24 protein-coding genes are annotated in these 23,939 nt (G+C 62.5%); 13 read left to right on the top strand and 11 right to left on the bottom strand.

Features of this window, described 5'->3' with window-relative positions; genetic code table 11:
* The first annotated feature begins 342 nt into the window (after positions 1–342).
* The 4 genes from coxB to QRN70_RS14960 all read left to right on the top strand — a co-directional run bounded on the left by coxB (position 343) and on the right by QRN70_RS14960 (position 4,731).
* Positions 343–1,470 carry a cytochrome c oxidase subunit II gene (gene coxB, locus QRN70_RS14945; RefSeq protein WP_285418770.1) on the top strand — a complete coding sequence of 376 codons (1,128 nt, stop codon included), beginning with the start codon at positions 343–345 and terminating at the stop codon, positions 1,468–1,470.
* 82 nt (positions 1,471–1,552) lie between these two features.
* Positions 1,553–3,139, top strand: a complete 1,587-nt coding sequence (ctaD, locus tag QRN70_RS14950; protein WP_285418771.1) for a cytochrome c oxidase subunit I — start codon at positions 1,553–1,555, stop codon at positions 3,137–3,139.
* A gap of 127 nt (positions 3,140–3,266) precedes the next feature.
* Entirely contained in the window at positions 3,267–3,818 is a 552-nt protein-coding gene (locus QRN70_RS14955) for a cytochrome c oxidase assembly protein (protein ID WP_285418772.1), read from the top strand.
* A gap of 25 nt (positions 3,819–3,843) precedes the next feature.
* The gene (locus QRN70_RS14960) at positions 3,844–4,731 is read left to right on the top strand and encodes a cytochrome c oxidase subunit 3 (protein WP_285418773.1); all 888 of its coding nucleotides are present in this window, start codon (positions 3,844–3,846) and stop codon (positions 4,729–4,731) included.
* Between the two features lie 62 nt (positions 4,732–4,793).
* Here the strand turns inward: QRN70_RS14960 and QRN70_RS14965 are convergent, their stop codons facing one another.
* Positions 4,794–4,997 carry a twin transmembrane helix small protein gene (locus tag QRN70_RS14965; RefSeq protein ID WP_285418774.1) on the bottom strand — a complete coding sequence of 68 codons (204 nt, stop codon included), beginning with the start codon at positions 4,995–4,997 and terminating at the stop codon, positions 4,794–4,796.
* Between the two features lie 70 nt (positions 4,998–5,067).
* Between QRN70_RS14965 and QRN70_RS14970 the strand changes: the two genes are divergently transcribed.
* From QRN70_RS14970 to QRN70_RS14990, 5 genes are read left to right on the top strand one after another with little or no spacing between them, the layout of a single operon-like run.
* Positions 5,068–5,808, top strand: coding sequence for an SURF1 family protein (locus tag QRN70_RS14970; protein ID WP_285418775.1), 741 nt, complete (start codon positions 5,068–5,070; stop codon positions 5,806–5,808).
* A complete protein-coding gene (locus QRN70_RS14975; protein WP_285418776.1) occupies positions 5,774–6,367 on the top strand; it encodes a PA_0111/PP_0108 family redox-active disulfide protein in 594 nt (197 codons plus the stop codon). Before QRN70_RS14970 ends, QRN70_RS14975 begins: the two co-directional genes overlap by 35 nt.
* 10 nt (positions 6,368–6,377) lie before the next feature.
* Complete coding sequence (locus QRN70_RS14980) at positions 6,378–7,457, top strand: COX15/CtaA family protein (RefSeq protein WP_285418777.1); 1,080 nt, start codon at positions 6,378–6,380, stop codon at positions 7,455–7,457.
* Entirely contained in the window at positions 7,445–8,344 is a 900-nt protein-coding gene (gene cyoE / locus QRN70_RS14985) for a heme o synthase (RefSeq protein WP_285418778.1), read from the top strand. Before QRN70_RS14980 ends, cyoE begins: the two co-directional genes overlap by 13 nt.
* Complete coding sequence (locus tag QRN70_RS14990; RefSeq protein ID WP_285418779.1) at positions 8,341–8,976, top strand: SCO family protein; 636 nt, start codon at positions 8,341–8,343, stop codon at positions 8,974–8,976. Before cyoE ends, QRN70_RS14990 begins: the two co-directional genes overlap by 4 nt.
* Before the next feature lie 277 nt (positions 8,977–9,253).
* On the opposite strand, the gene QRN70_RS14995 is transcribed toward QRN70_RS14990, so the two are convergent.
* From QRN70_RS14995 to QRN70_RS15005, 3 genes are all read right to left on the bottom strand, one after another.
* Positions 9,254–10,027, bottom strand: a complete 774-nt coding sequence (locus tag QRN70_RS14995; RefSeq protein WP_285418780.1) for a MetQ/NlpA family ABC transporter substrate-binding protein — start codon at positions 10,025–10,027, stop codon at positions 9,254–9,256.
* An 80-nt stretch (positions 10,028–10,107) separates the two neighbouring features.
* Positions 10,108–10,782: a methionine ABC transporter permease gene (locus tag QRN70_RS15000; protein ID WP_285418781.1), complete on the bottom strand. Its 675-nt coding sequence runs from the start codon at positions 10,780–10,782 to the stop codon at positions 10,108–10,110.
* Positions 10,782–11,789 (bottom strand): methionine ABC transporter ATP-binding protein, encoded by a 1,008-nt coding sequence (locus QRN70_RS15005; protein WP_285418782.1) that lies wholly within the window; start codon positions 11,787–11,789, stop codon positions 10,782–10,784. The genes QRN70_RS15000 and QRN70_RS15005 overlap by 1 nt, the downstream gene beginning before the upstream one ends.
* 259 nt (positions 11,790–12,048) lie before the next feature.
* On the opposite strand from QRN70_RS15005, the gene katE reads away from it, so the two are divergent.
* Positions 12,049–14,190, top strand: coding sequence for a catalase HPII (gene katE / locus QRN70_RS15010; RefSeq protein WP_285418783.1), 2,142 nt, complete (start codon positions 12,049–12,051; stop codon positions 14,188–14,190).
* Between the two features lie 124 nt (positions 14,191–14,314).
* Here katE and QRN70_RS15015 read toward each other — a convergent pair whose 3' ends face one another.
* From QRN70_RS15015 to QRN70_RS15030, 4 genes are read right to left on the bottom strand one after another with little or no spacing between them, the layout of a single operon-like run.
* On the bottom strand, positions 14,315–15,028 hold the full coding sequence (locus tag QRN70_RS15015) for a PA5502 family lipoprotein (RefSeq protein WP_285418784.1): 714 nt from the start codon (positions 15,026–15,028) through the stop codon (positions 14,315–14,317).
* Positions 15,029–15,065: 37 nt separating this feature from the next.
* Positions 15,066–15,854, bottom strand: a complete 789-nt coding sequence (gene znuB, locus QRN70_RS15020; protein ID WP_285418785.1) for a zinc ABC transporter permease subunit ZnuB — start codon at positions 15,852–15,854, stop codon at positions 15,066–15,068.
* Entirely contained in the window at positions 15,847–16,632 is a 786-nt protein-coding gene (znuC, locus tag QRN70_RS15025) for a zinc ABC transporter ATP-binding protein ZnuC (protein WP_285418786.1), read from the bottom strand. Before znuC ends, znuB begins: the two co-directional genes overlap by 8 nt.
* Entirely contained in the window at positions 16,632–17,114 is a 483-nt protein-coding gene (locus QRN70_RS15030) for a Fur family transcriptional regulator (protein WP_285418787.1), read from the bottom strand. The genes znuC and QRN70_RS15030 overlap by 1 nt, the downstream gene beginning before the upstream one ends.
* 66 nt (positions 17,115–17,180) lie before the next feature.
* Between QRN70_RS15030 and QRN70_RS15035 the strand changes: the two genes are divergently transcribed.
* Positions 17,181–18,101, top strand: a complete 921-nt coding sequence (locus QRN70_RS15035) for a zinc ABC transporter substrate-binding protein (protein WP_285418788.1) — start codon at positions 17,181–17,183, stop codon at positions 18,099–18,101.
* A gap of 84 nt (positions 18,102–18,185) precedes the next feature.
* Here QRN70_RS15035 and QRN70_RS15040 read toward each other — a convergent pair whose 3' ends face one another.
* Together QRN70_RS15040 and QRN70_RS15045 are read right to left on the bottom strand one after the other, a co-directional pair.
* Positions 18,186–19,139, bottom strand: a complete 954-nt coding sequence (locus tag QRN70_RS15040; protein ID WP_285418789.1) for a homoserine kinase — start codon at positions 19,137–19,139, stop codon at positions 18,186–18,188.
* A gap of 62 nt (positions 19,140–19,201) precedes the next feature.
* Complete coding sequence (locus QRN70_RS15045; protein ID WP_285418790.1) at positions 19,202–19,498, bottom strand: DUF2782 domain-containing protein; 297 nt, start codon at positions 19,496–19,498, stop codon at positions 19,202–19,204.
* Positions 19,499–19,572: 74 nt separating this feature from the next.
* On the opposite strand from QRN70_RS15045, the gene polA reads away from it, so the two are divergent.
* Complete coding sequence (gene polA / locus QRN70_RS15050; RefSeq protein ID WP_285418791.1) at positions 19,573–22,377, top strand: DNA polymerase I; 2,805 nt, start codon at positions 19,573–19,575, stop codon at positions 22,375–22,377.
* Between the two features lie 410 nt (positions 22,378–22,787).
* Here polA and yihA read toward each other — a convergent pair whose 3' ends face one another.
* Complete coding sequence (gene yihA / locus QRN70_RS15055; protein WP_007962753.1) at positions 22,788–23,438, bottom strand: ribosome biogenesis GTP-binding protein YihA/YsxC; 651 nt, start codon at positions 23,436–23,438, stop codon at positions 22,788–22,790.
* A 217-nt stretch (positions 23,439–23,655) separates the two neighbouring features.
* Here yihA and QRN70_RS15060 point away from each other — a divergent pair, with 217 nt between their 5' ends.
* Positions 23,656–23,913: a c-type cytochrome gene (locus tag QRN70_RS15060; RefSeq protein WP_285419358.1), complete on the top strand. Its 258-nt coding sequence runs from the start codon at positions 23,656–23,658 to the stop codon at positions 23,911–23,913.
* Positions 23,914–23,939: the final 26 nt, after the last annotated feature.

Below are 23,939 nucleotides of genomic sequence, written 5' to 3' on the forward strand. Positions count from 1 at the left end.
TAGGGAAGACATAACTTAGCTGGCTTACGAAAAATGCTAAGACGCATTTGTCATAATTATTTCATCCTTGATGCGCCGGCGTTATATCGGTTTGCCACCACTCGTCTGCATCCTTCTCCAATCGTGGGCTGGAACGCAAGTCCCAGCTGTTTCAGATGATTTACGCGATCGCATTGCAATTTTCCGCCGCTGTCTATACTCGCCATTGAATGGAGTTAGCTGATGACGCCCGACTGCACCCGCAGCAAGGCCCGGCGATTCAAGTTCGTAGTCTGATGCAGCCGCTCCCTTGCCGCAGGCGTTACGCCTCCGGGATAACAAGAACGATAAGGGGAACCCGCAATGATGCGACATCCACACGTCTGGATGGGCCTCCTGTTGTGGTCGATTTTCAGCCCGGCCCACGCGGCCTGGACTGTGAATATGGCGCCTGGAGCGACTGAAATCAGTCACGCAGTATTCGACCTGCACATGACCATCTTCTGGATCTGTGTAGTGATCGGGATCATCGTCTTCGGCGCCATGTTCTGGTCGATGATGGTGCACCGCCGCTCCACCGGGCAGGTCGCCGCGAAATTCCACGAAAGCACCACCGTCGAAATTCTCTGGACCGTCGTGCCGCTGCTGATCCTGGTGGCGATGGCCGTGCCGGCGACCGCGACCCTGATCCGCATGTACGACACCAGTGAGCCGGACATCGATATCCAGATCACCGGTTATCAGTGGAAGTGGCACTACAAATACCTGGGCCAGGATGTCGAGTTCTTCAGCAACCTGGCCACCCCCGCCGAACAGATCCACAACAAGGAAGCCAAGGGCGAGCATTACCTGCTCGAAGTCGACAAGCCGCTGGTGCTGCCGGTCGGCGCCAAGGTGCGCTTCCTCGTCACCTCCGCCGACGTCATCCACTCGTGGTGGGTGCCGGCCTTCGCGGTCAAGCGCGATGCGATTCCCGGGTTCGTCAACGAGGCCTGGACGCGCATCGACAAGCCCGGCCTGTACCGCGGCCAATGCGCCGAACTGTGCGGCAAGGACCACGGCTTCATGCCGATCGTGGTCGACGTCAAGGAAAAGGCCGATTACGACAAGTGGCTGGCCGAGCGCAAGGCCGAAGCCGCGCAGCTCAAGGAGCTGACCAGCAAGGAATGGACCCTCGACGAGCTCAAGGAACGTGGCGACAAGATCTACCACACCACCTGCGTCGCCTGTCACCAGGCCGAAGGCCAGGGCCTGCCGCCGATGTTCCCGGCGCTCAAGGGCTCGAAAATTGCCACCGGCCCGAAAGAGGCGCACCTGAGCCTGGTGTTCCACGGCAAGCCCGGCACCGCCATGGCGGCGTTCGGCAAACAGCTGTCGGAAGTCGATATCGCCGCCGTAGTGACCTACGAACGCAACGCCTGGGGCAACAACAAGGGCGACATGGTCACGCCAAAAGAAGTGCTTGAGCTCAAACAGGCGGAAAGCAAATGAGCCGGTCCATCGCGTATTTCCTGAACCGGCCGGGGCAGCGCGCCCCGGCCAACCCAGCCCACTCACGTAAAGGAGACCGGCCATGAGCGCTGTAATCGATGACCACGGTCATGCCGACCACGCCCACGGCCCCGCCAAAGGCCTGATGCGCTGGGTGCTGACCACCAACCACAAGGACATCGGCACCCTGTACCTGTGGTTCGCGTTCTGCATGTTCCTGCTCGGCGGCTCGTTCGCCATGGTGATCCGCGCCGAGCTGTTCCAGCCCGGTCTGCAGATCGTCGAGCCGGCGTTCTTCAACCAGATGACCACCATGCACGGCCTGGTGATGGTCTTCGGGGCGGTGATGCCGGCGTTCGTCGGCCTCGCCAACTGGATGATCCCGCTGATGATCGGCGCGCCGGACATGGCCCTGCCGCGGATGAACAACTTCAGCTTCTGGCTGTTGCCGGCGGCGTTCCTGCTGCTGGTGTCGACCCTGTTCACCCCCGGTGGCGGGCCGAACTTCGGCTGGACCTTCTACGCACCGCTGTCCACCACCTATGCGCCGGAAAGCGTGACGTTCTTCATCTTCGCCATCCACCTGATGGGGATCAGTTCGATCATGGGCGCGATCAACGTGATCGCCACCATCCTCAACCTGCGTGCCCCCGGCATGACCCTGATGAAAATGCCGCTGTTCGTCTGGACCTGGCTGATCACCGCGTTCCTGCTGATCGCGGTGATGCCGGTGCTGGCCGGGTGCGTGACGATGATGCTGATGGACATCCACTTCGGCACCAGTTTCTTCAGTGCCGCCGGCGGCGGCGACCCGGTGCTGTTCCAGCACGTGTTCTGGTTCTTCGGCCATCCGGAGGTGTACATCATGATCCTGCCGGCCTTCGGTGCCGTCAGCCAGATCATCCCGACGTTCGCGCGCAAGCCGCTGTTCGGCTACACCTCGATGGTCTACGCCACGGCGAGCATCGCGTTCCTGTCGTTCATCGTCTGGGCGCACCACATGTTCGTGGTCGGCATTCCGCTGGTGGGCGAGCTGTTCTTCATGTACGCGACCATGCTGATCGCCGTGCCGACCGGGGTGAAAGTGTTCAATTGGGCCAGCACCATGTGGCAGGGCTCGATGACCTTCGAGACGCCGATGCTGTTCGCCGTGGCGTTCGTCATCCTGTTCTCCATCGGCGGTTTCTCCGGGCTGATGCTGGCCATCGCCCCGGCGGACTTCCAGTACCAGGACACCTATTTCGTGGTCGCGCACTTCCACTACGTGCTGGTGCCGGGGGCGATCTTCGGGATCTTCGCCTCGGCGTATTACTGGCTGCCGAAGTGGACCGGCCACATGTACGACGAAACCCTCGGCAAGCTGCACTTCTGGCTGTCGTTCGTCGGCATGAACCTGACCTTCTTCCCCATGCACTTCGTGGGGCTGGCAGGCATGCCACGGCGGATTCCGGACTACAACCTGCAGTTCGCCGACTTCAACATGGTCTCGTCGATCGGCGCGTTCATGTTCGGCGCCACGCAGATCTTCTTCCTGTTCATCGTGATCAAAACCATCCGTGGCGGCGCGCCGGCACCGGCCAAACCGTGGGATGGCGCCGAAGGCCTGGAATGGAGCGTGCCGTCGCCGGCGCCGTATCACACGTTCACCACGCCGCCGGAAGTGAAATGAACACGAATCTCCCTGTGGGAGCGAGCCTGCTCGCGAACAACGATGACGCGGTCCATCTGATGCACCGAGTTGTCTGCTTCGCGAGCAGGCTCGCTCCCACAGAGGATCTCGGTAGAGGCTGACAATCATGGCTGACTCGATCTCGATGAAGAAACTGGTCACCCGCCTGCTCGGTGTGGTGGTGGCGATGTTTGTCTTCGGTTTTGCCCTGGTGCCGATCTACGACGTGATGTGCAAGGCCTTCGGTATCAACGGCAAGACCGCCGGGCAGTACGAAGGCGAGCAGAGCGTCGACGCCTCGCGCCAGGTGCGGGTGCAGTTCCTGTCGACCAACAACGTCGACATGCCGTGGGAGTTCTACCCCAAGCATGACGAGCTCACGGCCAACCCCGGCGCGGTGAACGAAATGATCTTCATCGCCCGCAACCCCACCGACAGGCCGATGAGTGCCCAGGCCGTACCGAGCATCGCGCCGAGCAACGCGGCGGCGTATTTCCACAAGACCGAATGCTTTTGCTTTACCCAGCAGGTGCTGCAGCCCGGTCAGCAGATCGAAATGCCGGTGCGCTTCATCGTTGACCGCGACATGCCCAAGGACGTGAAGCACCTGACGCTGTCCTACACGCTGTTCGATATCACCGCCCGACATCCTCCGGTGGCTGCAAACACCGGCGGTTGAGCGTGCCCGATAAGGAGAACAATAAATGCCAACTCATGAGCACTACTACGTTCCGGCCCAGAGCAAATGGCCGATCGTCGCCACTTTCGGCATGGTCATTACCGTGTACGGCCTGGCGACCTGGTTCAACGATCTGAAGGCAGCGCGTCCGGAATCCCACGGCCCGTTGATCTTTTTCGTCGGCGGCCTGTTGCTGGCGTACATGCTGTTCGGCTGGTTCGGTGCCGTGATCAAGGAAAGCCGGGCGGGCTTGTACAGCCCGCAGCTGGATCGCTCGTTCCGCTGGGGCATGAGTTGGTTCATCTTCTCCGAGGTGATGTTCTTCGTCGCCTTCTTCGGCGCGCTGTTCTATGTGCGGCACGTCTCCGGCCCGGCACTCGGCGGCGAAGGCCCGAAAGGCATCGCGCACATGCTGTGGCCGAACTTCCAGTTCACCTGGCCGTTGCTGCACACCCCGGATCCGAAACTGTTTCCGCCACCCAAGGAAGTCATCAGCCCGTGGGGCCTGCCGCTGATCAACACGATCCTGCTGGTCAGCTCCAGCGTGACCATCACCATCGCCCACCACGCCCTGAAGAAAGGCCATCGTGGCGCGCTGAAACTGTGGCTGGCGATCACCGTGCTGCTCGGCTGCGGCTTCCTCGCCCTGCAGGCCGAAGAGTACATGCACGCTTACCACGAACTGGGCCTGACCCTCGGTTCGGGCATCTACGGCGCAACGTTCTTCATGCTCACCGGATTCCACGGCGCCCACGTGACCATCGGCACGATCATTCTGTTCGTCATGCTGATGCGCATCATGAAGGGCCATTTCGATGCCGATCACCAGTTCGGCTTCGAGGCGGCGAGCTGGTACTGGCACTTCGTCGATGTGGTCTGGATCGGCTTGTTCGTCTTCGTTTACGTGCTTTAACAACAGCTGCAAGCCAAAGCGGTAAAGCTTCTAACTTGCAGCTTGTAGCTCGAGGCTTGCAGCTACCAGGGCGCATGCGACACCAGTTGGCCGCTGTAGAAGCCCCAGGCGATCAAGCCGACGGTGACGGCGGCCAATGCCACCCGAACACTCAAGGCGATGACCAGGCGATTGGAACTGCTGTCGTCCTTGACCAGGAAAAACAGGCCGCTGAACAGGCTGATCACCGTGGCAATCAGCATCAGGACGATCGCTGCTTTGAGCATGGCAAGACTCCGGGGGACAGGCAATGCACTTGAGTATAGCGATCCCGCTCACGGCCTTTGAGGCGCGGCCATGAAGCGCTTCCGCCCGGGCGTCGTGCCGAGCGTGGTAGTGGCGTTGCTGCTGCCGCTGCTGGTGGCGCTGGGCTGCTGGCAACTGGGCCGCGGTGCCGAGAAAACCGCCCTGCTCGCCAGTTACGCCGAACGCCGCGCCGCCGCACCGATGGCCAGCAGCGAGTTGCTGCACAGCGCCGACCCGGCGTTTCGCCGGGTGCACCTGCACGGCCAGTTCGACGCCGCGCACAGCCTGCTGCTGGACAACCGCCAGCGTGACGGCAAGGTCGGCGTCGAGTTGCTGCAACCGTTGCAGGACTCGCGCACGGGCCTGTGGCTGCTGGTCAATCGCGGCTGGCTGCCCTGGCCGGACCGCCGCGTCGCGCCGCAATTCAACACCCCGGCCGCCGCGGTCGATGTCGATGCCTGGGTCTACGTCGCCCCCGGTGCGACCTTCCAGTTGCACGCCGATCCGCCCAGCGATCACTGGCCGCAGACCATCACCGCCGTCGAGCCGGCGAAGGTGTGGAAAACCCTCGAGCGCGACGGCTTCGCCTATGAAGTGCGCGCCGAACCTGGCCCGGCCAGCTATCAGGCCGACTGGCCGGTGGTCGCGATGGGCCCGGAAAAACACCTCGGCTACGCCGTGCAGTGGTTCGCCATGGCCACCGCGCTGCTCGGTCTCTATGTCTATTTGGGCGTGCACAACGCAAAGGAGAAACACCATGGGAGCGGCCATGAATCCACCCAGCATGTCTGAAGCCAAGGCCCCGGCCAGTCGCCGGCGCGGACGTATCCAGTTGCTGCTGATCGTGCTCGGCGTGGTCGGCCCGATGATCCTCGCCACCGGCATGTACAAATTGCAGTTCTGGGTACCGGAGGGGCGCAGCTACCACGGCGAACTGATCGGTAACGGCCAGACCCGCGCCGACCTCGGCGTGACGGCTGCCGAGGAGCGCTGGCAGATGCTGGTGACCGCGCCGACGGATTGCGCGGTGGACTGCCAGCAACTGGTCTATCTCGCGCGGCAGATCCAGATCGGCCTCGGCCGCGATGCCGGGCGCGCCAGCCACGCCCTCGCCGCCGCGCAACCGCTGGCTGCCGACTACGAGGCCAAGCTGAGCCGCGAATACCCGCAACTGCAACGCTATCCGCTGGACGCCACGACCTTCAGCAAGGCCAGCGGCGCCAAAGCCACCCCGCAACTGTGGATCATCGACCCCCACGGCAACCTCGTGCTGCGCTACGAGCCGAGTGTGAAGGGCAAGGATCTGCTCAACGACCTGCGCCACCTGCTGAAACTGTCGAACATCGGCTGAGGACACCGTCATGGCCAAACCTGGATTTCGCCTCGCGCTGTTCGCCACCCTGCTGGCGCTGATCGTGGTGCTGCTCGGCGCCTACACCCGCCTGACCCATGCCGGCCTCGGTTGCCCGGACTGGCCGGGGTGCTACGGCTTTATCAGCGTGCCGAAAAGCGAAGCCCAACTGGCCCATGCCGAACTGCATTTCCCCGATGCGCCCGTCGAAGCGCACAAGGGCTGGAACGAGATGATCCACCGCTACTTCGCCGGCACCCTCGGCATGCTCATCGCTGTGCTGGCCGGGCGCGCCTGGGTCAATCGTCGGCATCCCGGGCAGCCGTTGAAATTGCCGCTGTTTCTCCTTGCCGTGGTGTTCGCGCAAGCGGCGTTCGGCATGTGGACCGTGACGCTCAAGCTCTGGCCGCAAGTGGTCACCGGGCATCTGCTCGGCGGCTTCGCCACCTTGAGCCTGCTGTTTCTGCTGACCCTGCGCCTGTCTGGCGTGCTGCCGGCACTGACCGTGCCCAGGCGCCTGCAGTATTGGGCGACTGCCGGGCTGTTGCTGGTGATCGGCCAGATTGCGCTGGGCGGCTGGGTCAGTTCCAACTATGCGGCGGTGGCCTGCATCGACTTCCCGACCTGCCACGGCCAATGGCTGCCGCCGGCGGATTTCGCCAACGGCTTTCACCTGACCCAGCACATCGGCCCGAATTACCTCGGCGGCCAGCTCGATAGCGACGCGAGAACGGCAATCCACCTGACCCACCGGATCGGCGCACTGCTGGTGACGCTGGTGCTGCTCGGCCTGGCCTGGCAACTGAAAGGCGTCGGCATGACCCGCCTCGCCGGGCTGGTGTTGATCGCCCTCGGCGCACAGATCACCCTGGGCATCAGCAATGTGCTGTTGCATCTGCCGTTGCCGGTGGCCGTGGCGCACAACGCCGGCGGCGCGGCGCTGCTGCTGAGCATGGTGCTGGTCAATTACCACGCGCGAACCAGTCTGGTGCGGGTGCGCCAACCCGCCTTGGCGCGCTGGCGCCTGAGCCCGGGTAAACACGCGGCGGCACCCATCACCATTAAAGGAGAAACGCCATGGCGCTTCTGATCGGCGAACGTCCCGCGCAGGCGCTGTGGCGTGACTATCTGGAGCTGACCAAACCGAAAGTGGTGGTGCTGATGCTCATCACCTCGCTGGTCGGCATGTTTCTCGCGACCCGCGCCGGGGTGCCGTGGACGGTGCTGATCTTCGGCAACCTGGGGATCGCCTTGTGCGCCGGTGGCGCAGCGGCGGTCAATCATGTGGTGGATCGGCGCATCGATGCGGTGATGGCGCGCACGCACAAACGGCCGCTGGCCGAAGGGCGGGTGTCGCCCGCCGCCGCGCTGACCTTTGCCCTGGTGCTGGCGCTGCTCGGCCAGGCGCTGCTGCTGACTTTCACCAATGCACTGACCGCGTGGCTGACGCTGGCCTCGCTGCTCGGTTACGCGGTGATCTACACCGGTTTCCTCAAGCGCGCGACGCCACAGAACATCGTCATTGGCGGCCTCGCCGGTGCCGCCCCGCCGCTGCTCGGCTGGACCGCCGCCACCGGCCATGTCAGCGCCGAGCCGTTGCTGCTGGTGCTGATCATTTTCGCCTGGACCCCGCCGCACTTCTGGGCGCTGGCCATCCATCGCAAGGAGGAATACGCCAAGGCCGACATCCCGATGCTGCCGGTGACCCATGGCGAGCACTACACCAAGGTGCACATTCTGCTGTACACCTTCGCCCTGCTCGCGGTCAGCCTGCTGCCGTACGTGATCCACATGAGCGGCGTGCTCTATCTGGTCTGCGCGCTCGCGCTGGGTGCAAGGTTTCTGCAATGGGCCGTGGTGCTGTACCGTGGCACTCGGCCGCACGCGGCGATCAACACCTTCAAGTACTCTATTTATTACTTGTTCCTGTTGTTCATTGCCCTGCTCGTAGACCACTACTTACTGTTGAACCTATGACTCGAACCCAGAAAACCGTCTTCATCCTCGTCGCCGTGATCGCGCTGATCCTGGGACTGACCGTCAACAAAGTGCTCAGTGGCAAAGGCCAGGGCGACCCCACCGCGCTGATCGACGCCGGCATCATCCTGCTGCCGCAGAGCCGTAACCTGCCGGACGTGACGATGACCGACCAGGACGGCCAGCCGGTCGCCATCGACGAGCTGAAAGGCAAGTGGAGCCTGCTGTTCTTCGGCTATACCTTCTGCCCGGATATCTGCCCGACCACCCTCGCCCAGTTGCGCCAGATCAAGAGCGAGCTGCCCAAGGAGGCTGTGGATAAGTTGCAGATCGTACTGGTCAGCGTCGATCCCAACCGGGATAACCCGAAGCAGTTGAAACAGTACCTGGGTTACTTCGATCCGCAGTTCATCGGCCTGACGCCGAACTCGGTGGAAGAACTGCAGAAAGTCGCCAATGCGGTGAGCATCCCGTTCATCCCGGCGGATACCAGCAAGCCGAATTACACGGTGGATCACAGCGGCAATCTGGCGGTGATCGGGCCGGACGGCACGCAGCGCGGATTCATTCGTGCGCCGCTGAACAACGCCAAACTGGTGGCGCAACTGCCGGTGATGCTTAACCGCAAGTAAAACCGGCACAGATCCCCTGTGGGAGCGGGCTTGCCCACGAATGCGGTGTGTCAGGTCAGGATATCTCGACTGATACACCGCATTCGCGAGCAAGCTCGCTCCCACCAAGGCTGTGATTCAAACAAAAAAGGGGCGCATTCAATGCGCCCCTTTTTCGTTTTCGATCGTTCCCACGCTCTGCGTGGGAATGCAGAAAGGGACGCTCTGCGTCCCAGCGGAAGCAAAGCGTCCGGGGATGCATGCCCACGCAGAGCAGGGGCACGATCAGATCGTCTGATCAGAACGCCGGCAACACCGCGCCCTTGTACTTCTCGGTGATGAATTTCTTCACTTCCGGGCTGTGCAGCGCAGCGGCCAGTTTCTGCATCGCGTCGCTGTCCTTGTTGTCCGCGCGGGACACCAGGATGTTCACGTAAGGCGAGTCGTTGCCTTCGATCACCAGCGCATCCTTGGACGGATCGAGCTTGGCTTCCAGCGCGTAGTTGGTGTTGATCAGCGCCAGGTCGACCTGAGTCAGCACACGCGGGATGGTCGCGGCTTCCAGTTCACGGATTTTCAGATCCTTGGGGTTCTGGGCGATGTCCTTGACGGTCGACAGGATGTTGCTCGGATCCTTCAGGGTGATCAGGCCGGCCTTGGCCAGCAGCAACAGCGCACGGCCGCCGTTGGTGGCGTCGTTCGGGATCACCACGTTAGCACCGCCCGGCAGGTCCTTGAGGTCCTTGATCTTGCTCGAGTAGGCGCCCAGCGGCTCCAGGTGCACGCCCGTCACGGCCACCAGGCTGGTGCCCTTGGCCTTGTTGAACTCATCGAGGTACGGCTGGTGCTGGAAGAAGTTGGCGTCCAGACGCTTTTCGGCAACCTGCACGTTCGGCTGAATGTAGTCGGTGAACACCTTGACCTTCAGATCCACGCCTGCCTTGGCCAGGGCCGGCTTGACGAACTCGAGGATCTCGGCGTGCGGCACCGGGGTGGCGGCAACGGTCAGGGTTTCATCGGCCTGGGCCGAAAACGCGGCAACGGCCGCCAGGACAACAATCAGTTTTTTCATTCAGCTAACTCCTTTTCAAAGCGCCCGTCGTGGCGCCTGCCAGCGAATGGCCGGCTCATCTCTTGATTTACAAAAACCGCTTATTTGCGCGAGAAATGCACGACCAGACGGTCGCCGACCATTTGCAGCACTTGCACCAGAATCAGCAGCAACACCACGGTGACGATCATCACGTCGGTCTGGAAGCGCTGGTAGCCGAAACGGATCGCCAGGTCGCCGAGACCACCGGCACCGACGACACCGGCCATGGCCGTGTAGGAAACCAGTGTAATCGCAGTCACCGTAATCGCTGCGAAGATGCCTGGACGGGCTTCCGGCAGCAAAGCGTTGACGATGATCTGGCGGGTGGTCGCACCCATCGACTGGGTCGCCTCGATGATGCCGCGATCGACTTCACGCAGGGCGGTTTCCACCAGCCGCGCGAAGAACGGCGTGGCGCCGACCACCAGGGGCGGAATCGCCCCGGCCACGCCCAGCGACGTGCCGGTGATCAGCACGGTGAACGGGATCATGACGATCAGCAGAATGATGAACGGCAACGAACGCAGAATGTTCACCGCCAGCGACATGAATGCGTAGAGGCCACGGCTTTCCAGCAATTGCCGCGGGCTGCAGAGGAACAGCAATACGCCCAGCGGCAGGCCGAGCAAAACCGTGAACAGCAGCGAACCACCGAGCATCAGCAGGGTGTCGCCAGTGGCCAGCCAGATTTCGTACCAGTCGATATTGGTGAAGAAACTCATCAGCGCTTCCATCAACGCAGCACCTCCATGTGAACGTCAGCGGCGGTGAAGCGGGCGAACGCCGCGTCCATGTCGCCACCGGTGACGGCGAGGGTCAACTGCCCGTACGGAATGTCTTTGATGCGGTCGATACGACCGGCCAGGATACTGTAGTCGACGCCGGTTTCCCGGGCGACGGTACCGAGCAGCGGCGCGTAGGTCGCTTCGCCCTGGAAGGTCAGACGCACGATGCGCCCCGGCACGTGAGCGAAGTCATCGCGCTGTTCGCTTTCGTCGATCTGCTCGTCTTCCTGGACGAAACGCTTGGTGGTCGGGTGCTTGGGATGCAGGAACACCTCGGCCACCGAACCCTGTTCGACGATTACCCCAGCGTCCATGACCGCCACTTGATCGCAGACGCGACGGATCACGTCCATCTCATGGGTGATCAGGACGATGGTCAGCTTCAACTCGCGGTTGATCTCGGCCAGCAGCTGCAAAACCGACGCCGTGGTCTGCGGGTCGAGGGCACTGGTGGCCTCGTCGCACAGCAGAATCTTCGGTTTGGTCGCCAGGGCGCGGGCAATGCCGACGCGCTGCTTCTGCCCGCCGGACAGCTGCGCCGGGTATTTTTTCGCGTGGTCGGACAGACCGACCCGCGCCAGCAACTCGGCCACGCGCTGGTCGATCGCGCTGCTCGACAGCTCGCCGGCCAGGGTCAGCGGCAGCGCAACGTTGTCGGCCACGGTCTTGGAGGCCAGCAGATTGAAGTGCTGGAAGATCATCCCGACCTGCTGGCGGAAACGGCGCAGGCCGTTGGCGTCGAGCGCGGTGACTTCTTCGCCATCGACGATGATCTTGCCGCCACTGGAGTCTTCCAGGCGATTGATCAGACGCAGCAGGGTACTTTTTCCCGCACCGGAATGGCCGATCAGGCCGAAAACCTGACCATTCTCAATCGACAGACTGGTCGGGTGCAGCGCGGTGATGTCCTTACCGGCGACGCGGTAAGTTTTGTGGACGTTTTGAAACTCGATCACGTAGCGAACCTTGTGGGGCGCGTTGAAAAAGGGTCAGCGGTTAGCCGGGCGCGCATTTTAGCCTGTCCGTATAGAGGTTCTTAGCATTTATTTCGCGAATAACCTTCGATTTGGCAATAACAAGATCAAAGGTCATAAAAAAGGAACGCCCAAATCGCTCATCAGTCACTAAGTAAGCGACTTGAAAACCCTGGGTGCCGTGCCTGGGAAAAGCTCAAGCGTCCCGGGCCGTCCGGGACAAACCAGGAGTCCATGACTGATGAGTACGAAAAAACCTGCCCCGTCGAAAAGTGAGCTGGCCGGGACCGACACCCCGGATCGCGCCAACACCAATGCCAAACTCGAGAGCCTGGAGACCTTCCGCTCCGACGCCACCGGCCAGGCCCTGCGCACCAACCAGGGCGTGAAGATCGCCGACAACCAGAACACCCTCAAGGCCGGTCCGCGCGGCCCTTCGCTGCTAGAAGACTTCATCATGCGTGAAAAAATCACGCATTTTGACCATGAGCGGATTCCGGAGCGCATCGTCCACGCCCGTGGCACCGGCGCCCACGGCTTCTTCCAGAGCTACGAAAACCACGCCGAGCTGACCAAGGCCGGTTTCCTGCAGGACCCGGGGAAGAAAACCCCGGTATTCGTGCGCTTTTCCACGGTGCAGGGCCCACGCGGCTCCGGCGACACCGTGCGTGACGTGCGCGGTTTCGCGGTGAAGTTCTTCACCGACGAAGGCAACTTCGATCTGGTCGGCAACAACATGCCGGTGTTCTTCATTCAGGACGCGATCAAGTTTCCCGACTTCGTCCATGCGGTGAAACCCGAGCCGCACAACGAAATCCCTACCGGCGGTTCGGCCCATGACACCTTCTGGGACTTCGTCTCGCTGGTGCCGGAATCGGCGCACATGGTGATCTGGGCGATGTCCGACCGGGCGATCCCGAAAAGCCTGCGCAGCATGCAGGGCTTCGGCGTGCACACCTTCCGCCTGATCAATGCCGAGGGCAAATCGCGCTTCGTCAAATTCCACTGGCGGCCGACCGCCGGCACCTGTTCGCTGGTCTGGGACGAGGCGCAGAAACTTGCCGGTAAAGACACCGACTACCACCGTCGCGACCTCTGGGAAGCCATCGAGATGGGCGACTACCCGGAATGGGAACTGGGCGTGCAGATCATCGAGGAAGAAAACGAGCACGATTTCGACTTCGACATTCTCGACCCGACCAAACTGATCCCGGAAGAAATCGTCCCGATCACGCCACTGGGGAAAATGACCCTCAACCGCAACCCGGACAATTTCTTCGCCGAAACCGAGCAGGTCGCCTTCTGCCCGGGCCACATCGTGCCGGGGATCGACTTCTCCAACGACCCGCTGCTGCAAGGTCGGCTGTTTTCCTACACCGACACGCAGATCAGCCGACTCGGCGGGCCGAACTTTCATGAGCTGCCGATCAACCGCCCGGTCGCGCCGTTCCACAACGGCCAGCGCGACGCGCAGCATCGCACCGTGATCGACAAGGGTCGCGCGTCCTACGAGCCGAACTCGATCGACGGCGGCTGGCCGAAGGAAACGCCGCCAGCAGCGCAGGACGGTGGTTTCGAAAGCTATCCGGAGCGCATCGATGCCCACAAGATCCGTCAGCGCAGCGAGTCGTTCGGCGATCACTTCTCCCAGGCTCGCCTGTTCTTCAACAGCATGAGCGACCATGAGAAGGAACACATCATTGCCGCCTACAGCTTCGAACTGGGCAAGGTCGAGCGTGAGTTCATCCGCGCCCGGGAGGTCAATGAGATCCTGGCCAACATCGACCTGGAACTGGCCAAACGCGTAGCCGCCAACCTTGGCCTGCCGGCACCGAGCAAAGGCACGGTCGACGTGCGCAAGACCTCGTTCGATCATTCGCCGGCGCTGAGCCAGGCCAATCTGCTGCCGGAAAACATCAAGACGCGCAAAGTGGCGATTCTGGCCGCCAACGGCGTCGATGGTGCGGCGATTGACGCGATGAAGAAGGCCTTGGCGGCAGAAGGTGCGCACGCCAAGCTGCTGGGGCCGACCTCAGCGCCAGTGAAAACCGCCGACGGCAAGACCTTGGCGGTGGATGCCTCCATGGAAGGCATGCCGTCGGTGATCTTCGATGCGGTGTTCGTGCCGGGTGGCGCGGATTCGATCAAGGCGTTGAGCGGCGACGGCGTGGCGTTGCATTACCTGCTGGAGGCGTACAAGCATCTGAAGGCCATTGCCCTGCATGGCGATGCCAAGCAGTTGCAGGATCTGTTGAAGCTGGAGGCGGACGACGGGTTGCTGCAGGGCAAGGATGTACCGGGGTTGACCAAGCCGTTCTTCGCGGCGATCGGCCAGCACCGGGTCTGGGCGCGGGAGCCTAAGGCCAAGGCCATTCCGGCGTAAGGCGCTTTACTGGAGCTGAGGCTGCTTTCGCGAGCAGGCTCGCTCCCACCGTGGATTTCCGTCGATCACAGGATTTGTGTTCACAGAAAACCCCACTGTAGGAGCGGGCCTGCTCGCGAAGCTTTCAGGGTTTACGCGGACTCAGAACCATCTGCGCCGGCACGGTGCGCAGGATCTGCTTGTCGATCTGCAGTTCGAAATCCGGGTTGAGTTTCTTCACCCGCTTGCTCAGCAGCGTCGCCAGCCAAGGGTAGTCCTGGGTACGTGGCGCCTGAATGCTCACGGCACATTCATAATTCACCACATCGGCGGCGATGGCATCCAGTTGCCGGCGAAGTTTGCGGCTGTCGCTGATATTCAGCGCCACCGTCGTGCTCTCGGCAGTCGGGTCGATGACCCTGGCTTTCGGCTTGGCTTCAGCGGCCTGCAGCGCGGCTTCGGCCTTTTCCAGCTCGGCCTTGCGCGCCTCGGTGATCGCCCCGTTGACCCCACCGGTCAGCGCCGGGGCCTTGGGCATCAACGCGCGGGCACGGCTCAACGCCGTCGCGGCAGCGTTGACGTCGCCCTTCTGCAGAACGATCTGGCTGCGCCGCAGATAGGCTTCGGCCAGTTGCCGCTGGTATTGCTCAAGGGATTGGTCGTTGGGCGTTTCAGCCTGCAACGCAGCCAACTGGTCTTCGGCGGTGGCCAGTTCGCTGCTGGCCAGGCTTTGCTCCAGCTGTGCGATGGCCGTGGCCCGCGCGTCGGGGGCTTCGGCCACCGGCGGCGTGCTTTGGCAGGCGCCCAGCAGCACGGAAAATGCGACAAGGAGCAGATAACGGGAGGCGAACGGCTTCATTCCTGCGACTCTCTATTTGCGCAAAAAACGAGCAAGTCTACACCCCTCGACGGGGCAGAACAAAACTCAGCAGAAACAGTGCGGCGGCCGTCACAACGATGGACGGGCCCGCCGGGGTGTCCTTGAACCACGACAACGCCAGCCCGCCACCCACGGCGAGCATGCCCAGCAGGCTCGCGCCCACTGCCATCTGCTCCGGCGAGCGGGCGTGACGCTGTGCCGCAGCCGCCGGGATGATCAGCAACGAGGTAATCAGCAACACCCCGACGATTTTCATCGCCACCGCGATCACCACGGCGATCAGCAGCATCAGCGCCATGCGCAGGCCCGCCACCGGCAGGCCTTCGACCCGCGCCAGCTCTTCGTGCACGGTGATCGCCAGCAGCGGGCGCCACAGGGTCACCAGCAGCACCAGCACCGCGGCGCTGCCGCCGAGAATCCACGCCAGGTCGGTCGGGCTGATCGCCAGCAGGTCGCCGAACAGATAGGCCATCAGGTCGATCCGCACTTCATGCATGAAGCTTAGTACCACCAGCCCGAGCGAGAGCGTGCTCGGCGCGAGAATCCCCAGCAATGTGTCGGATGCCAGCGGCTGGCGCTGTTGCAGGGTCACCAGCAGCACCGCCAGCAGCAGGCAGCCGACCGTCACCGCCACGGTCGGGCTGACATCCAGCAGAAAGCCCAGGGCCACGCCGAGCAACGCCGCGTGGGACAGGGTGTCGCCGAAATAGGCCATGCGCCGCCAGACCACGAACGAGCCCAACGGCCCGGCCACCAGCGCCAGCGCCAGACCGGCAAGCAGGGCGTAGAACAGAAAATCAGCCATGCTTGCAGCTATCTCCATGGACGTGGGTATGGCCCGCACCGGGCGCCTTGACCACCGAACCGTGCAGGTCGTGGGCGTGGTCGTGATGATGGTGATAGACCGCCAGGCTCGGCGCGTTATTGCCGAACAGCTCGACGAAGGCCGGATCGCCGCTGACCTGCTCGGGGTGCCCGGAGCAGCAGACATGGCGATTGAGGCACACCACCTGATCCGTGGTGCTCATCACCAGGTGCAGATCGTGGGACACCATCAGCACCCCGCAGCCGTGCCGGTCGCGCAGTCGGGTAATCAGGCTGTACAGCTCGGCCTGCCCGGCGACGTCGACGCCCTGCACCGGCTCGTCGAGCACCAGCAGTTGCGGCTCGCGCAGCAGCGCCCGGGCCAGCAGCACGCGTTGCATCTCACCGCCGGAAACGCTCTGTACCGGGCTATCGATGACGTGTTCGGCACCGACCTCCTTGAGCGCCGCCAGGGCGCGCGGACGGTCGACACCCGGCACCAGGCGCAGGAAGCGCAGCACCGAGAGTGGCAGAGTCGGGTCGACGTGGAGTTTCTGCGGCATGTAGCCGACGCGCAGTTTCGGCTTGCGCCAGACGCTGCCGCTGTCCGGCTTCAACAAGCCGAGCACGGCCCGCACGAGGGTGGTCTTGCCGGCGCCGTTGGGGCCGATCAGGGTGACGATCTGCCCCGGCTCGACGCTCAGGTCGATGTTGTCCAGCACGTTCTGCCCGGCAAACCTGACGGCTACCTGCTGCAGACGGATCAGCGCGTCGTTCATCAGGCCCCCTGGCAACCGGCGCAGAGTCCGACCACTTCGACGGTCTGGGCCTCGACGATGAAACCGACGTCCCTGGCGCTGTTGACGATGGCGTCGCTGATGGTCTTCTGCTCGAGCTCGATGGCGGCGTGGCATTCGCGGCAGATCAGGAACTGGCCCTGGTGCGAATGTTTCGGGTGGACACAGCCGACGAAGGCGTTCAGCGACGAGATGCGGTGCACCAGGCCGTTTTCCAGGAGGAAATCCAACGCGCGGTACACCGTCGGCGGCGCGGCGCGACGGCCGTCCTGCTCGCTGAGCACCGCCAGAATGTCGTAGGCGCCCAGCGGCTTGTGGCTCTGCCAGACCAATTCCAGCACCCGCCGCCGCAATGCGGTCAGGCGCAGGCCCTTCTGTGCACACAAGGCATCGGCCTCGGACAGGGCGCTGTGCACGCAATGGGAGTGGTCGTGGGGACGGCTGGCAATCGGGGTAATAGGCATGAGCGGCGACGAGTTTGGTTAGAGACGTTATTATGTTACCCGTTCTCGCCTCATTGAGTGGTCATCGTGTCCCGACTTTTTTCTGTTTTTGTGGCTTTTATCGCCAGTTTTCTGCTGATCGGTCAGGCCCAGGCCGACGTTCGCGTCCTCACCAGCATCAAGCCTCTGCAACTGATTGCCGCCGCCGTGCAGGACGGCGTGGCGATTCCGGAAGTGCTGTTGCCGCCCGGCGCTTCGCCGCACAACTATGCGCTGCGCCCGTCCGACGTACGCAAAGTGCAAGCGGTCGACTTGCTGTACTGGATCGGTCCGGACATGGAAGGTTTCCTGCCGCGCGTGCTCAACGGCCGGACGCTGCCGAGCGTCGCCGTGCAGGATCTGCCGGGGATGAAGCTGCGGCGCTTCGCCGAGGACAGCCACTCCCACGCCGAAGAAGCCGACGAACATGACCACGACCACCGTCCAGGCAGCCTCGATGCGCACCTGTGGCTGTCGCCGGTCAACGCGCGGGTCATCGCCGAGAAAATGGCCGCCGACCTCAGCGCCGCCGATCCGGCCAACGCCGAGCGCTACCAGAGCAACGCCAAAGCCTTCGATCAGCGCCTGGATGCTCTCGACGAGCGCCTGAAGAAACGTCTGGCCGGTGTTGAAGGCAAGCCCTACTTCGTCTTCCACGAAGCCTTCGACTACTTCGAAGACGCCTACGGCCTCAAGCATGCCGGCGTGTTCAGCGTCGCCGCGGAAGTGCAGCCGGGCGCCCAGCATGTCGCGGCCATGCGTACACGGTTGCAGGAAGTCGGCAAGACCTGCGTGTTCAGCGAACCGCCACTGCGTCCACGCCTGGCGGAAACCCTGGTGGCGGGCCTGCCGGTGAAGCTGGCGGAGCTGGATGCGTTGGGCGGCTATACGCCGGCGACAGCTCAGGGCTATGAGCAGGTGCTGGAGAAGCTTGGCAACGATCTGGCCGGCTGCCTGGAATCGTTGTAACCCCCAGAGAAAAACATCGCCGCCTTCGGCAACGCCTGCAGTGATGACTGTGCAGGCGCGGCAGAAGGCGGCGAGCCTTTGATCTCAGAGGGCGAAAGGCAGCGGCGTGTGCACCTGCTGACGCTGTGCCAGGCGCTGCTGGAATTCCTGCGGATCGTGAATCAGCACGTCCTGTCCGGCAAACTGCTCGGCGGCGATCAACCGCGACAGCCAGAACCGCACGCACGCCACGCGCAGCAGGGTCGGCCACAGCTCGGCCTCGGCTGCCGTGAACGGCCGTAACGCCGCATAGGCACCGAGGAATGCGCGGGCACGCGACCCGTCAATCAAGCCTTCCTCGTCCGAACACCAGTCGTTCAGGGCAATCGCCACGTCATACAGCATTGGCCCGGAGCAGGCGTTGTAGAAGTCGATCAGCCCGGTCAGGTGCGTGCCTTCGAACATGGCGTTGTCGCGGAACAGGTCGGCGTGGATGTTCGCCCGTGGCAGCGCGAGAATTTTCTCTTTGTGTTGCGTGATTTCGTCCAGAGCCTTTTGCAGCAAAGCGCGCGGCTCATCGCTCAGGTGCGAGAGAAACGCGCTGCCCTCTTCCAGCATCCAGTCCAGGCCACGGTCGGTCTTGCGCTTGATCATGCGCTCGCCCTGGGTCGCCAGGTGCAGATGTGCCTGCAACTCCCCAACCTGCGCGCAATGCTGGGCGTTGGCGACTTTGATGTGCTTGCCGGACAGGCGCGGCTGGAGCAATGCCGGTTTACCCTTGAGTTCACGCAGGGCCACGCCGTCGGTGGTGCGCAGCGCGTACGGCACCGGCAGATCGGCCTCGTGCAGCACGTCGAGCAGGTCGATGAAAAACGGCATCTCCTGCACCGGGCCGCGCTCGACCAGGGTCAGGACGAATTCGCCCTGCTCCATGCTGATAAAAAAGTTGGTGTTTTCACTGCCGGCGGCGATCCCCTGGAAATCAAGCAGACGGCCAAGCCCGTAAGGGGCGAGAAAGGTTTCCAGCTCGGGCCGAGCCAGGGGGGTGAACACAGACATGGTTAAAAACTGCTCAGTTCGGGCGCCGCGATCAGGCGGCGCCGATTAAAAAGTCGGGAATCCTACTTCCAGGTAAAGATTTCCCACGACGGAATCAGCATATCCGGCTGGTCGGAACGGATGTAGTTCGCGTCCGTGCCATCGGCGCGCACCAGGAAATACGGTTTGCCGCCCTTCGGCGTGACCTTGATCGCATACACGAAACCGCTCCGGCTGTATTCCTGAATGACCTTGTCGCCTTCGGTGTGCGTGTTGATGGTAACTTCCGGCTCCGTTGACGGCGCATCATCCGCGGCGATCGCGGCCAACGGTACGGTTGCAATCAAACTGACCAGCAGCAAGCGATTTAACGTACGCATGATAACCTTGTCCCTTTGTCGTCAACGGTCCCGCTATTCTAGCGCCGGGCCCGCCGAAAAGGTTGATTCTGCTCATGAGCCAAGCCCCCCTCGTCCTGGTGGACGGTTCGTCTTACCTGTACCGCGCTTTCCATGCACTGCCGCCGCTGACCACCTCCAAAGGCCTGCCGACCGGTGCGGTCAAGGGCGTGCTGAACATGCTCAAGAGCCTGCGCAAGCAGTATCCGGACAGCCCGTTCGCGGTGGTCTTCGACGCCAAGGGCGGGACGTTTCGCGATGAGATGTACGCCGAATACAAGGCCAACCGGCCCAGCATGCCGGATGACATGCGTGTGCAGATCGAGCCGCTGCACCAGAGCGTGATCGCCCTGGGCTTCCCGCTGCTGTGCGTCGAAGGCGTCGAGGCCGATGACGTGATCGGCACCCTGGCGCGCAGCAGCGCCGCGGCGGATCGTCCGGTGATCATCTCTACCGGCGACAAGGACATGGCGCAACTGGTCGACGGCCACATTACCTTGGTCAACACCATGTCCGGTAGCTCGCTGGACGTCGAGGGCGTGAAGGAGAAATTCGGCGTCGCTCCCGAGCAGATCATCGATTATCTGGCACTGATGGGCGATTCTTCCGACAACATCCCGGGCGTTCCCGGCATCGGCCCGAAAACCGCTTCCGGCCTGCTGGTCGGCGTCAACGGCGGCCTTACCGAGCTGTATGCGCAACTCGACATTGTGCCGACCCTGCCGATCCGCGGCGCCAAGACCCTGCCGGCCAAGCTCGAAGAGCACAAGGAGATGGCCTTCCTCTCCTACCAACTGGCGACCATCAAGGTCGACGTGCCGCTGGACATCGGCCTCGACGACCTGCAGATGGGTCCGGAAGACCCGGCCAAGCTTTACGAGCTGTACACCCTGCTGGAATTCAAGAGCTGGCTGAACGATCTCGATCGCGACGCCAAGCGCCAGGAACTGAGCGCCGCCGCCGAGCCCGCACCGGCCGCCGATCTGTTCAGCGCCCACGCAGAAGAAGCCCCTGCCGCTCCGACCGAAGCCGCGTATGAAACCATCCTCGATCAGGCGCGTTTCGACGTCTGGCTGGAGAAACTGAACAACGCCAAGCTGTTCGCCTTCGACACCGAAACCACCGGCATCGATGCGCAGCAGGCGCAACTGGTCGGGCTGTCCTTCGCCGTGCAGGCCAACGAAGCGGCTTACATCCCGCTGACCCACTCTTACATCGGTGTGCCCGAGCAGCTCGATCGCGACACCGTGCTGCGCGCACTCAAGCCGATCCTCGAAGACCCGAGCAAGCTCAAGGTCGGCCAGCACGCCAAGTTCGACATGAACATCCTCGCCAACTGCGCCATCGGTGGCGATCAGAACCAGGGCATCCACGTGCGTGGCATCGCCTTCGACACCATGCTCGAGTCCTACGTGCTCAATTCCACCGCCACCCGCCACGACATGGACAGCCTGGCGCAGAAGTACCTGGAGCACACCACCGTGAGCTTCCAGGACATCGCCGGCAAAGGCGCCAAGCAGCTGACCTTCGACCAGATCGCCCTGGAACAGGCCGGGCCGTACGCTGCCGAAGATGCCGACATCACCCTGCGCCTGCATCAGACCCTGTTCGACAAACTCAGCGCGATCCCGAGTCTGGCCAGCGTGCTGACCGATATCGAGATGCCGCTGGTGCCGGTGCTGGCGCGCATCGAACGCCAGGGCGCCTTCGTCGACGCCGCGCTGCTCGGCGTGCAGAGCATCGAGCTGGGCGACAAGATGGTCGCGCTGGAGCGCGAAGCGTTCGAAATCGCTGGGGAAGCATTCAACCTCGGCTCGCCAAAGCAATTGGGCGTGATCCTCTACGAAAAGCTTGGCCTGCCGGTGTTGAAGAAAACCGCCAAGGGCCAGCCATCGACCGCCGAGGAAGTGCTGGCGAAGCTGGCCGAGGACGATCACCGCTTGCCGAAAGTGCTGATGGAACACCGTTCCATGAGCAAGCTGAAAAGCACCTACACTGACCGTCTGCCGGAGCAGATCAATCCGCGTACCGGGCGCATCCACACCTCGTACCATCAGGCCGTGGCGTCCACCGGGCGCCTGTCGTCCAGCGATCCGAACCTGCAGAACATTCCGGTGCGCACCGCGGAAGGCCGGCGTATCCGCCAGGCTTTCGTCGCGCCGCAAGGCTATAAACTGCTGGCGGCGGACTACTCGCAGATCGAGTTGCGGATCATGGCGCACCTGTCCCGGGACGAGGGCCTGATGAATGCCTTCCGCAACAACCTGGACGTACACACCGCCACCGCCGCCGAAGTGTTCAAGGTCGAACTGCACGAAGTGACTTCCAACCAGCGCCGCAGCGCCAAGGCGATCAACTTCGGCCTGATCTACGGCATGGGCGCGCAGAAACTCGGCAAGGACATCGGCGTCGACACCAAGACCGCCAAGGCCTACATCGACACCTACTTCGCCCGTTACCCCGGCGTGCGCGAATACATGGAGCGCACCCGCAAGCAGGCAGCAGACCAGGGCTACGTCGAGACATTCTTCGGCCGTCGCCTGTACCTGCCGGAGATCAACTCCAACAAGCCGCAGGAACGGGCCGCCGCCGAGCGCACGGCGATCAACGCGCCGATGCAGGGCACCGCCGCAGACATCATCAAGAAAGCCATGGTGGCCGTGGACAACTGGCTGAGCAGTTCCGGACTGGACGCCAAGGTCATCCTCCAGGTGCACGACGAACTGGTGCTGGAGGTGCGCGAGGATCTGGTCGAACAGGTCAGCGCCGAGATCCGCCTGCACATGAGCCAGGCGGCGCAACTGGATGTGCCGCTGCTGGTGGAAGTCGGGGTTGGCAACAACTGGGACGAGGCGCACTGAGGCGTCTGAAGCGGTTTCTGCTGCGGCACGGCGTCGCGGCAGCAGCCTGCGCAAGGGCTTAGCACGGATCGTTCTGGGGCTTATTCCAAAGCTTTTTGAAAAAAATCTGAACTAATCTTGCAGCTGACCACTCAGAGATACTGAATGGCTGGTGAAGCCCTTCGATGCTCCTATGTTGTGTTAAGTGTTGGCAGATATCTGAACCCCGCCCTAGCGGTTCGGAACTTAAACCCCGGAACTTCTCCCTCCCCATATGAAGTCCGGGGCTTTTTTTGCCTCAAAATTGCCTGTGGCACCGCCAGACTGCGTTAAAAGCGCAGTTAAAAATGCTCATTCAGGCCCCCTGAACTCCGCTTTTCAACTGCACTTTTGCCTTGCCGGGCAACACCACTGCCAGTTTTGAAATCCCCTTATTCTGCCTCGGTCGCCGCTTCGGCACCTTTATCTGCCAGTTCCATCCAGCCCGCCAATACAGTGTAGGCCTCTTCCAGGCCCATGCGTTTTGGCGCCGAGAACAGCTGGATAGTGACCAGATCGCCCCAGCCCTTGCGAATTTCCGCCTGCACTTTGAGCAGCGTGTTCTTGGCTGCGCCATAGGTCAGCTTGTCGGCCTTGGTCAGCAGGATGTGCATCGGCATGCCGGCCGCCACGGCCCAGTCGAGCATCAGCAGGTCGAAGTCGGTCATCGGATGGCGGATGTCCATCATCAGAATCAAACCCTTCAAACTCTCGCGGCCGCCCAGGTAAGCCTCGAGGTGGCGCTGCCAGTGTTGCTTGAGCGGGATCGGCACTTTTGCATAACCGTAGCCCGGCAGGTCGACCAGACGCCGTTCATCGTCTAGCTTGAAGAAGTTCAACAACTGTGTGCGCCCAGGGGTTTTCGAGGTGCGCGCCAGGCTGGCGTGAGTCAGGGTGTTCAGGGCGCTGGATTTGCCGGCGTTGGAGCGACCGGCGAACGCCACTTCGAAGCCTTCGTCGTCAGGGCACTGATCGACTTTGGCGGCACTGAGCATGAACGTGGACTGTTGGCACAGGCCGAGGATGGGGTTTTTGAGTTGCATGGGATTTCCGATGTGGGCGGCGCCGGGAATGGGCGCGGAAGGCGGTGTCGCTTCCGTTTCAGTGACGCCAGTATATAATGCCGCAGATTTTGTGTGCGCTTTGTCCCAGCGTAGGATGAAGTTCACGAGAGCGACAGACCTTGATTGCGCATTAGAACGCAGAACGCTCTCAACCCTGAAAAGGTCGTTTAAATGGCTGCTGGCTGCCGGGTTCATGATGCCGCTTTACAGCGCTCAGGCTACACAGGATCCGGAAGCGGTGTACAACCGTGTATGTAGTGCCTGTCATTCCGGCCAACTCCCCATGGCGCCCAGAAGAGGCGATCAGGAAGCTTGGACGCCGAGGTTGGCGAAAGGTATGGAGACGCTGGTACAACACGTGACCCAGGGTTTCAAGGCGATGCCGCCGCGTGGTTTGTGCATGGACTGCAGTGCCGAGGATTACCAAGCCATCATCCTCTGGATGAGCGAGTAAGCCCGGTCCATAACTCTTAACCCTTA

It is taken from the genome of Pseudomonas sp. efr-133-TYG-5 (assembly GCF_030209175.1).
Classification (GTDB): Bacteria; Pseudomonadota; Gammaproteobacteria; order Pseudomonadales; family Pseudomonadaceae; genus Aquipseudomonas.

Coding starts and splice junctions, on each gene's coding strand:
- katE (WP_285418783.1), top strand. CDS start 12,049: ATGAGTACGAAAAAACCTGCCCCGTCGAAAAGTGAGCTGGCCGGGACC.
- znuC (WP_285418786.1), bottom strand. CDS start 16,632: ATGAACGACGCGCTGATCCGTCTGCAGCAGGTAGCCGTCAGGTTTGCC.
- QRN70_RS15045 (WP_285418790.1), bottom strand. CDS start 19,498: ATGCGTACGTTAAATCGCTTGCTGCTGGTCAGTTTGATTGCAACCGTA.
- coxB (WP_285418770.1), top strand. CDS start 343: ATGATGCGACATCCACACGTCTGGATGGGCCTCCTGTTGTGGTCGATT.
- QRN70_RS14960 (WP_285418773.1), top strand. CDS start 3,844: ATGCCAACTCATGAGCACTACTACGTTCCGGCCCAGAGCAAATGGCCG.
- QRN70_RS14975 (WP_285418776.1), top strand. CDS start 5,774: ATGGGAGCGGCCATGAATCCACCCAGCATGTCTGAAGCCAAGGCCCCG.
- QRN70_RS15015 (WP_285418784.1), bottom strand. CDS start 15,028: ATGAAGCCGTTCGCCTCCCGTTATCTGCTCCTTGTCGCATTTTCCGTG.
- QRN70_RS14970 (WP_285418775.1), top strand. CDS start 5,068: ATGAAGCGCTTCCGCCCGGGCGTCGTGCCGAGCGTGGTAGTGGCGTTG.
- polA (WP_285418791.1), top strand. CDS start 19,573: ATGAGCCAAGCCCCCCTCGTCCTGGTGGACGGTTCGTCTTACCTGTAC.
- QRN70_RS15000 (WP_285418781.1), bottom strand. CDS start 10,782: ATGGAAGCGCTGATGAGTTTCTTCACCAATATCGACTGGTACGAAATC.
- yihA (WP_007962753.1), bottom strand. CDS start 23,438: ATGCAACTCAAAAACCCCATCCTCGGCCTGTGCCAACAGTCCACGTTC.
- QRN70_RS14980 (WP_285418777.1), top strand. CDS start 6,378: ATGGCCAAACCTGGATTTCGCCTCGCGCTGTTCGCCACCCTGCTGGCG.
- QRN70_RS15040 (WP_285418789.1), bottom strand. CDS start 19,139: ATGTCTGTGTTCACCCCCCTGGCTCGGCCCGAGCTGGAAACCTTTCTC.
- QRN70_RS14955 (WP_285418772.1), top strand. CDS start 3,267: ATGGCTGACTCGATCTCGATGAAGAAACTGGTCACCCGCCTGCTCGGT.
- QRN70_RS14995 (WP_285418780.1), bottom strand. CDS start 10,027: ATGAAAAAACTGATTGTTGTCCTGGCGGCCGTTGCCGCGTTTTCGGCC.
- ctaD (WP_285418771.1), top strand. CDS start 1,553: ATGAGCGCTGTAATCGATGACCACGGTCATGCCGACCACGCCCACGGC.
- cyoE (WP_285418778.1), top strand. CDS start 7,445: ATGGCGCTTCTGATCGGCGAACGTCCCGCGCAGGCGCTGTGGCGTGAC.
- QRN70_RS14990 (WP_285418779.1), top strand. CDS start 8,341: ATGACTCGAACCCAGAAAACCGTCTTCATCCTCGTCGCCGTGATCGCG.
- znuB (WP_285418785.1), bottom strand. CDS start 15,854: ATGGCTGATTTTCTGTTCTACGCCCTGCTTGCCGGTCTGGCGCTGGCG.
- QRN70_RS15060 (WP_285419358.1), top strand. CDS start 23,656: ATGCCGCTTTACAGCGCTCAGGCTACACAGGATCCGGAAGCGGTGTAC.
- QRN70_RS14965 (WP_285418774.1), bottom strand. CDS start 4,997: ATGCTCAAAGCAGCGATCGTCCTGATGCTGATTGCCACGGTGATCAGC.
- QRN70_RS15030 (WP_285418787.1), bottom strand. CDS start 17,114: ATGCCTATTACCCCGATTGCCAGCCGTCCCCACGACCACTCCCATTGC.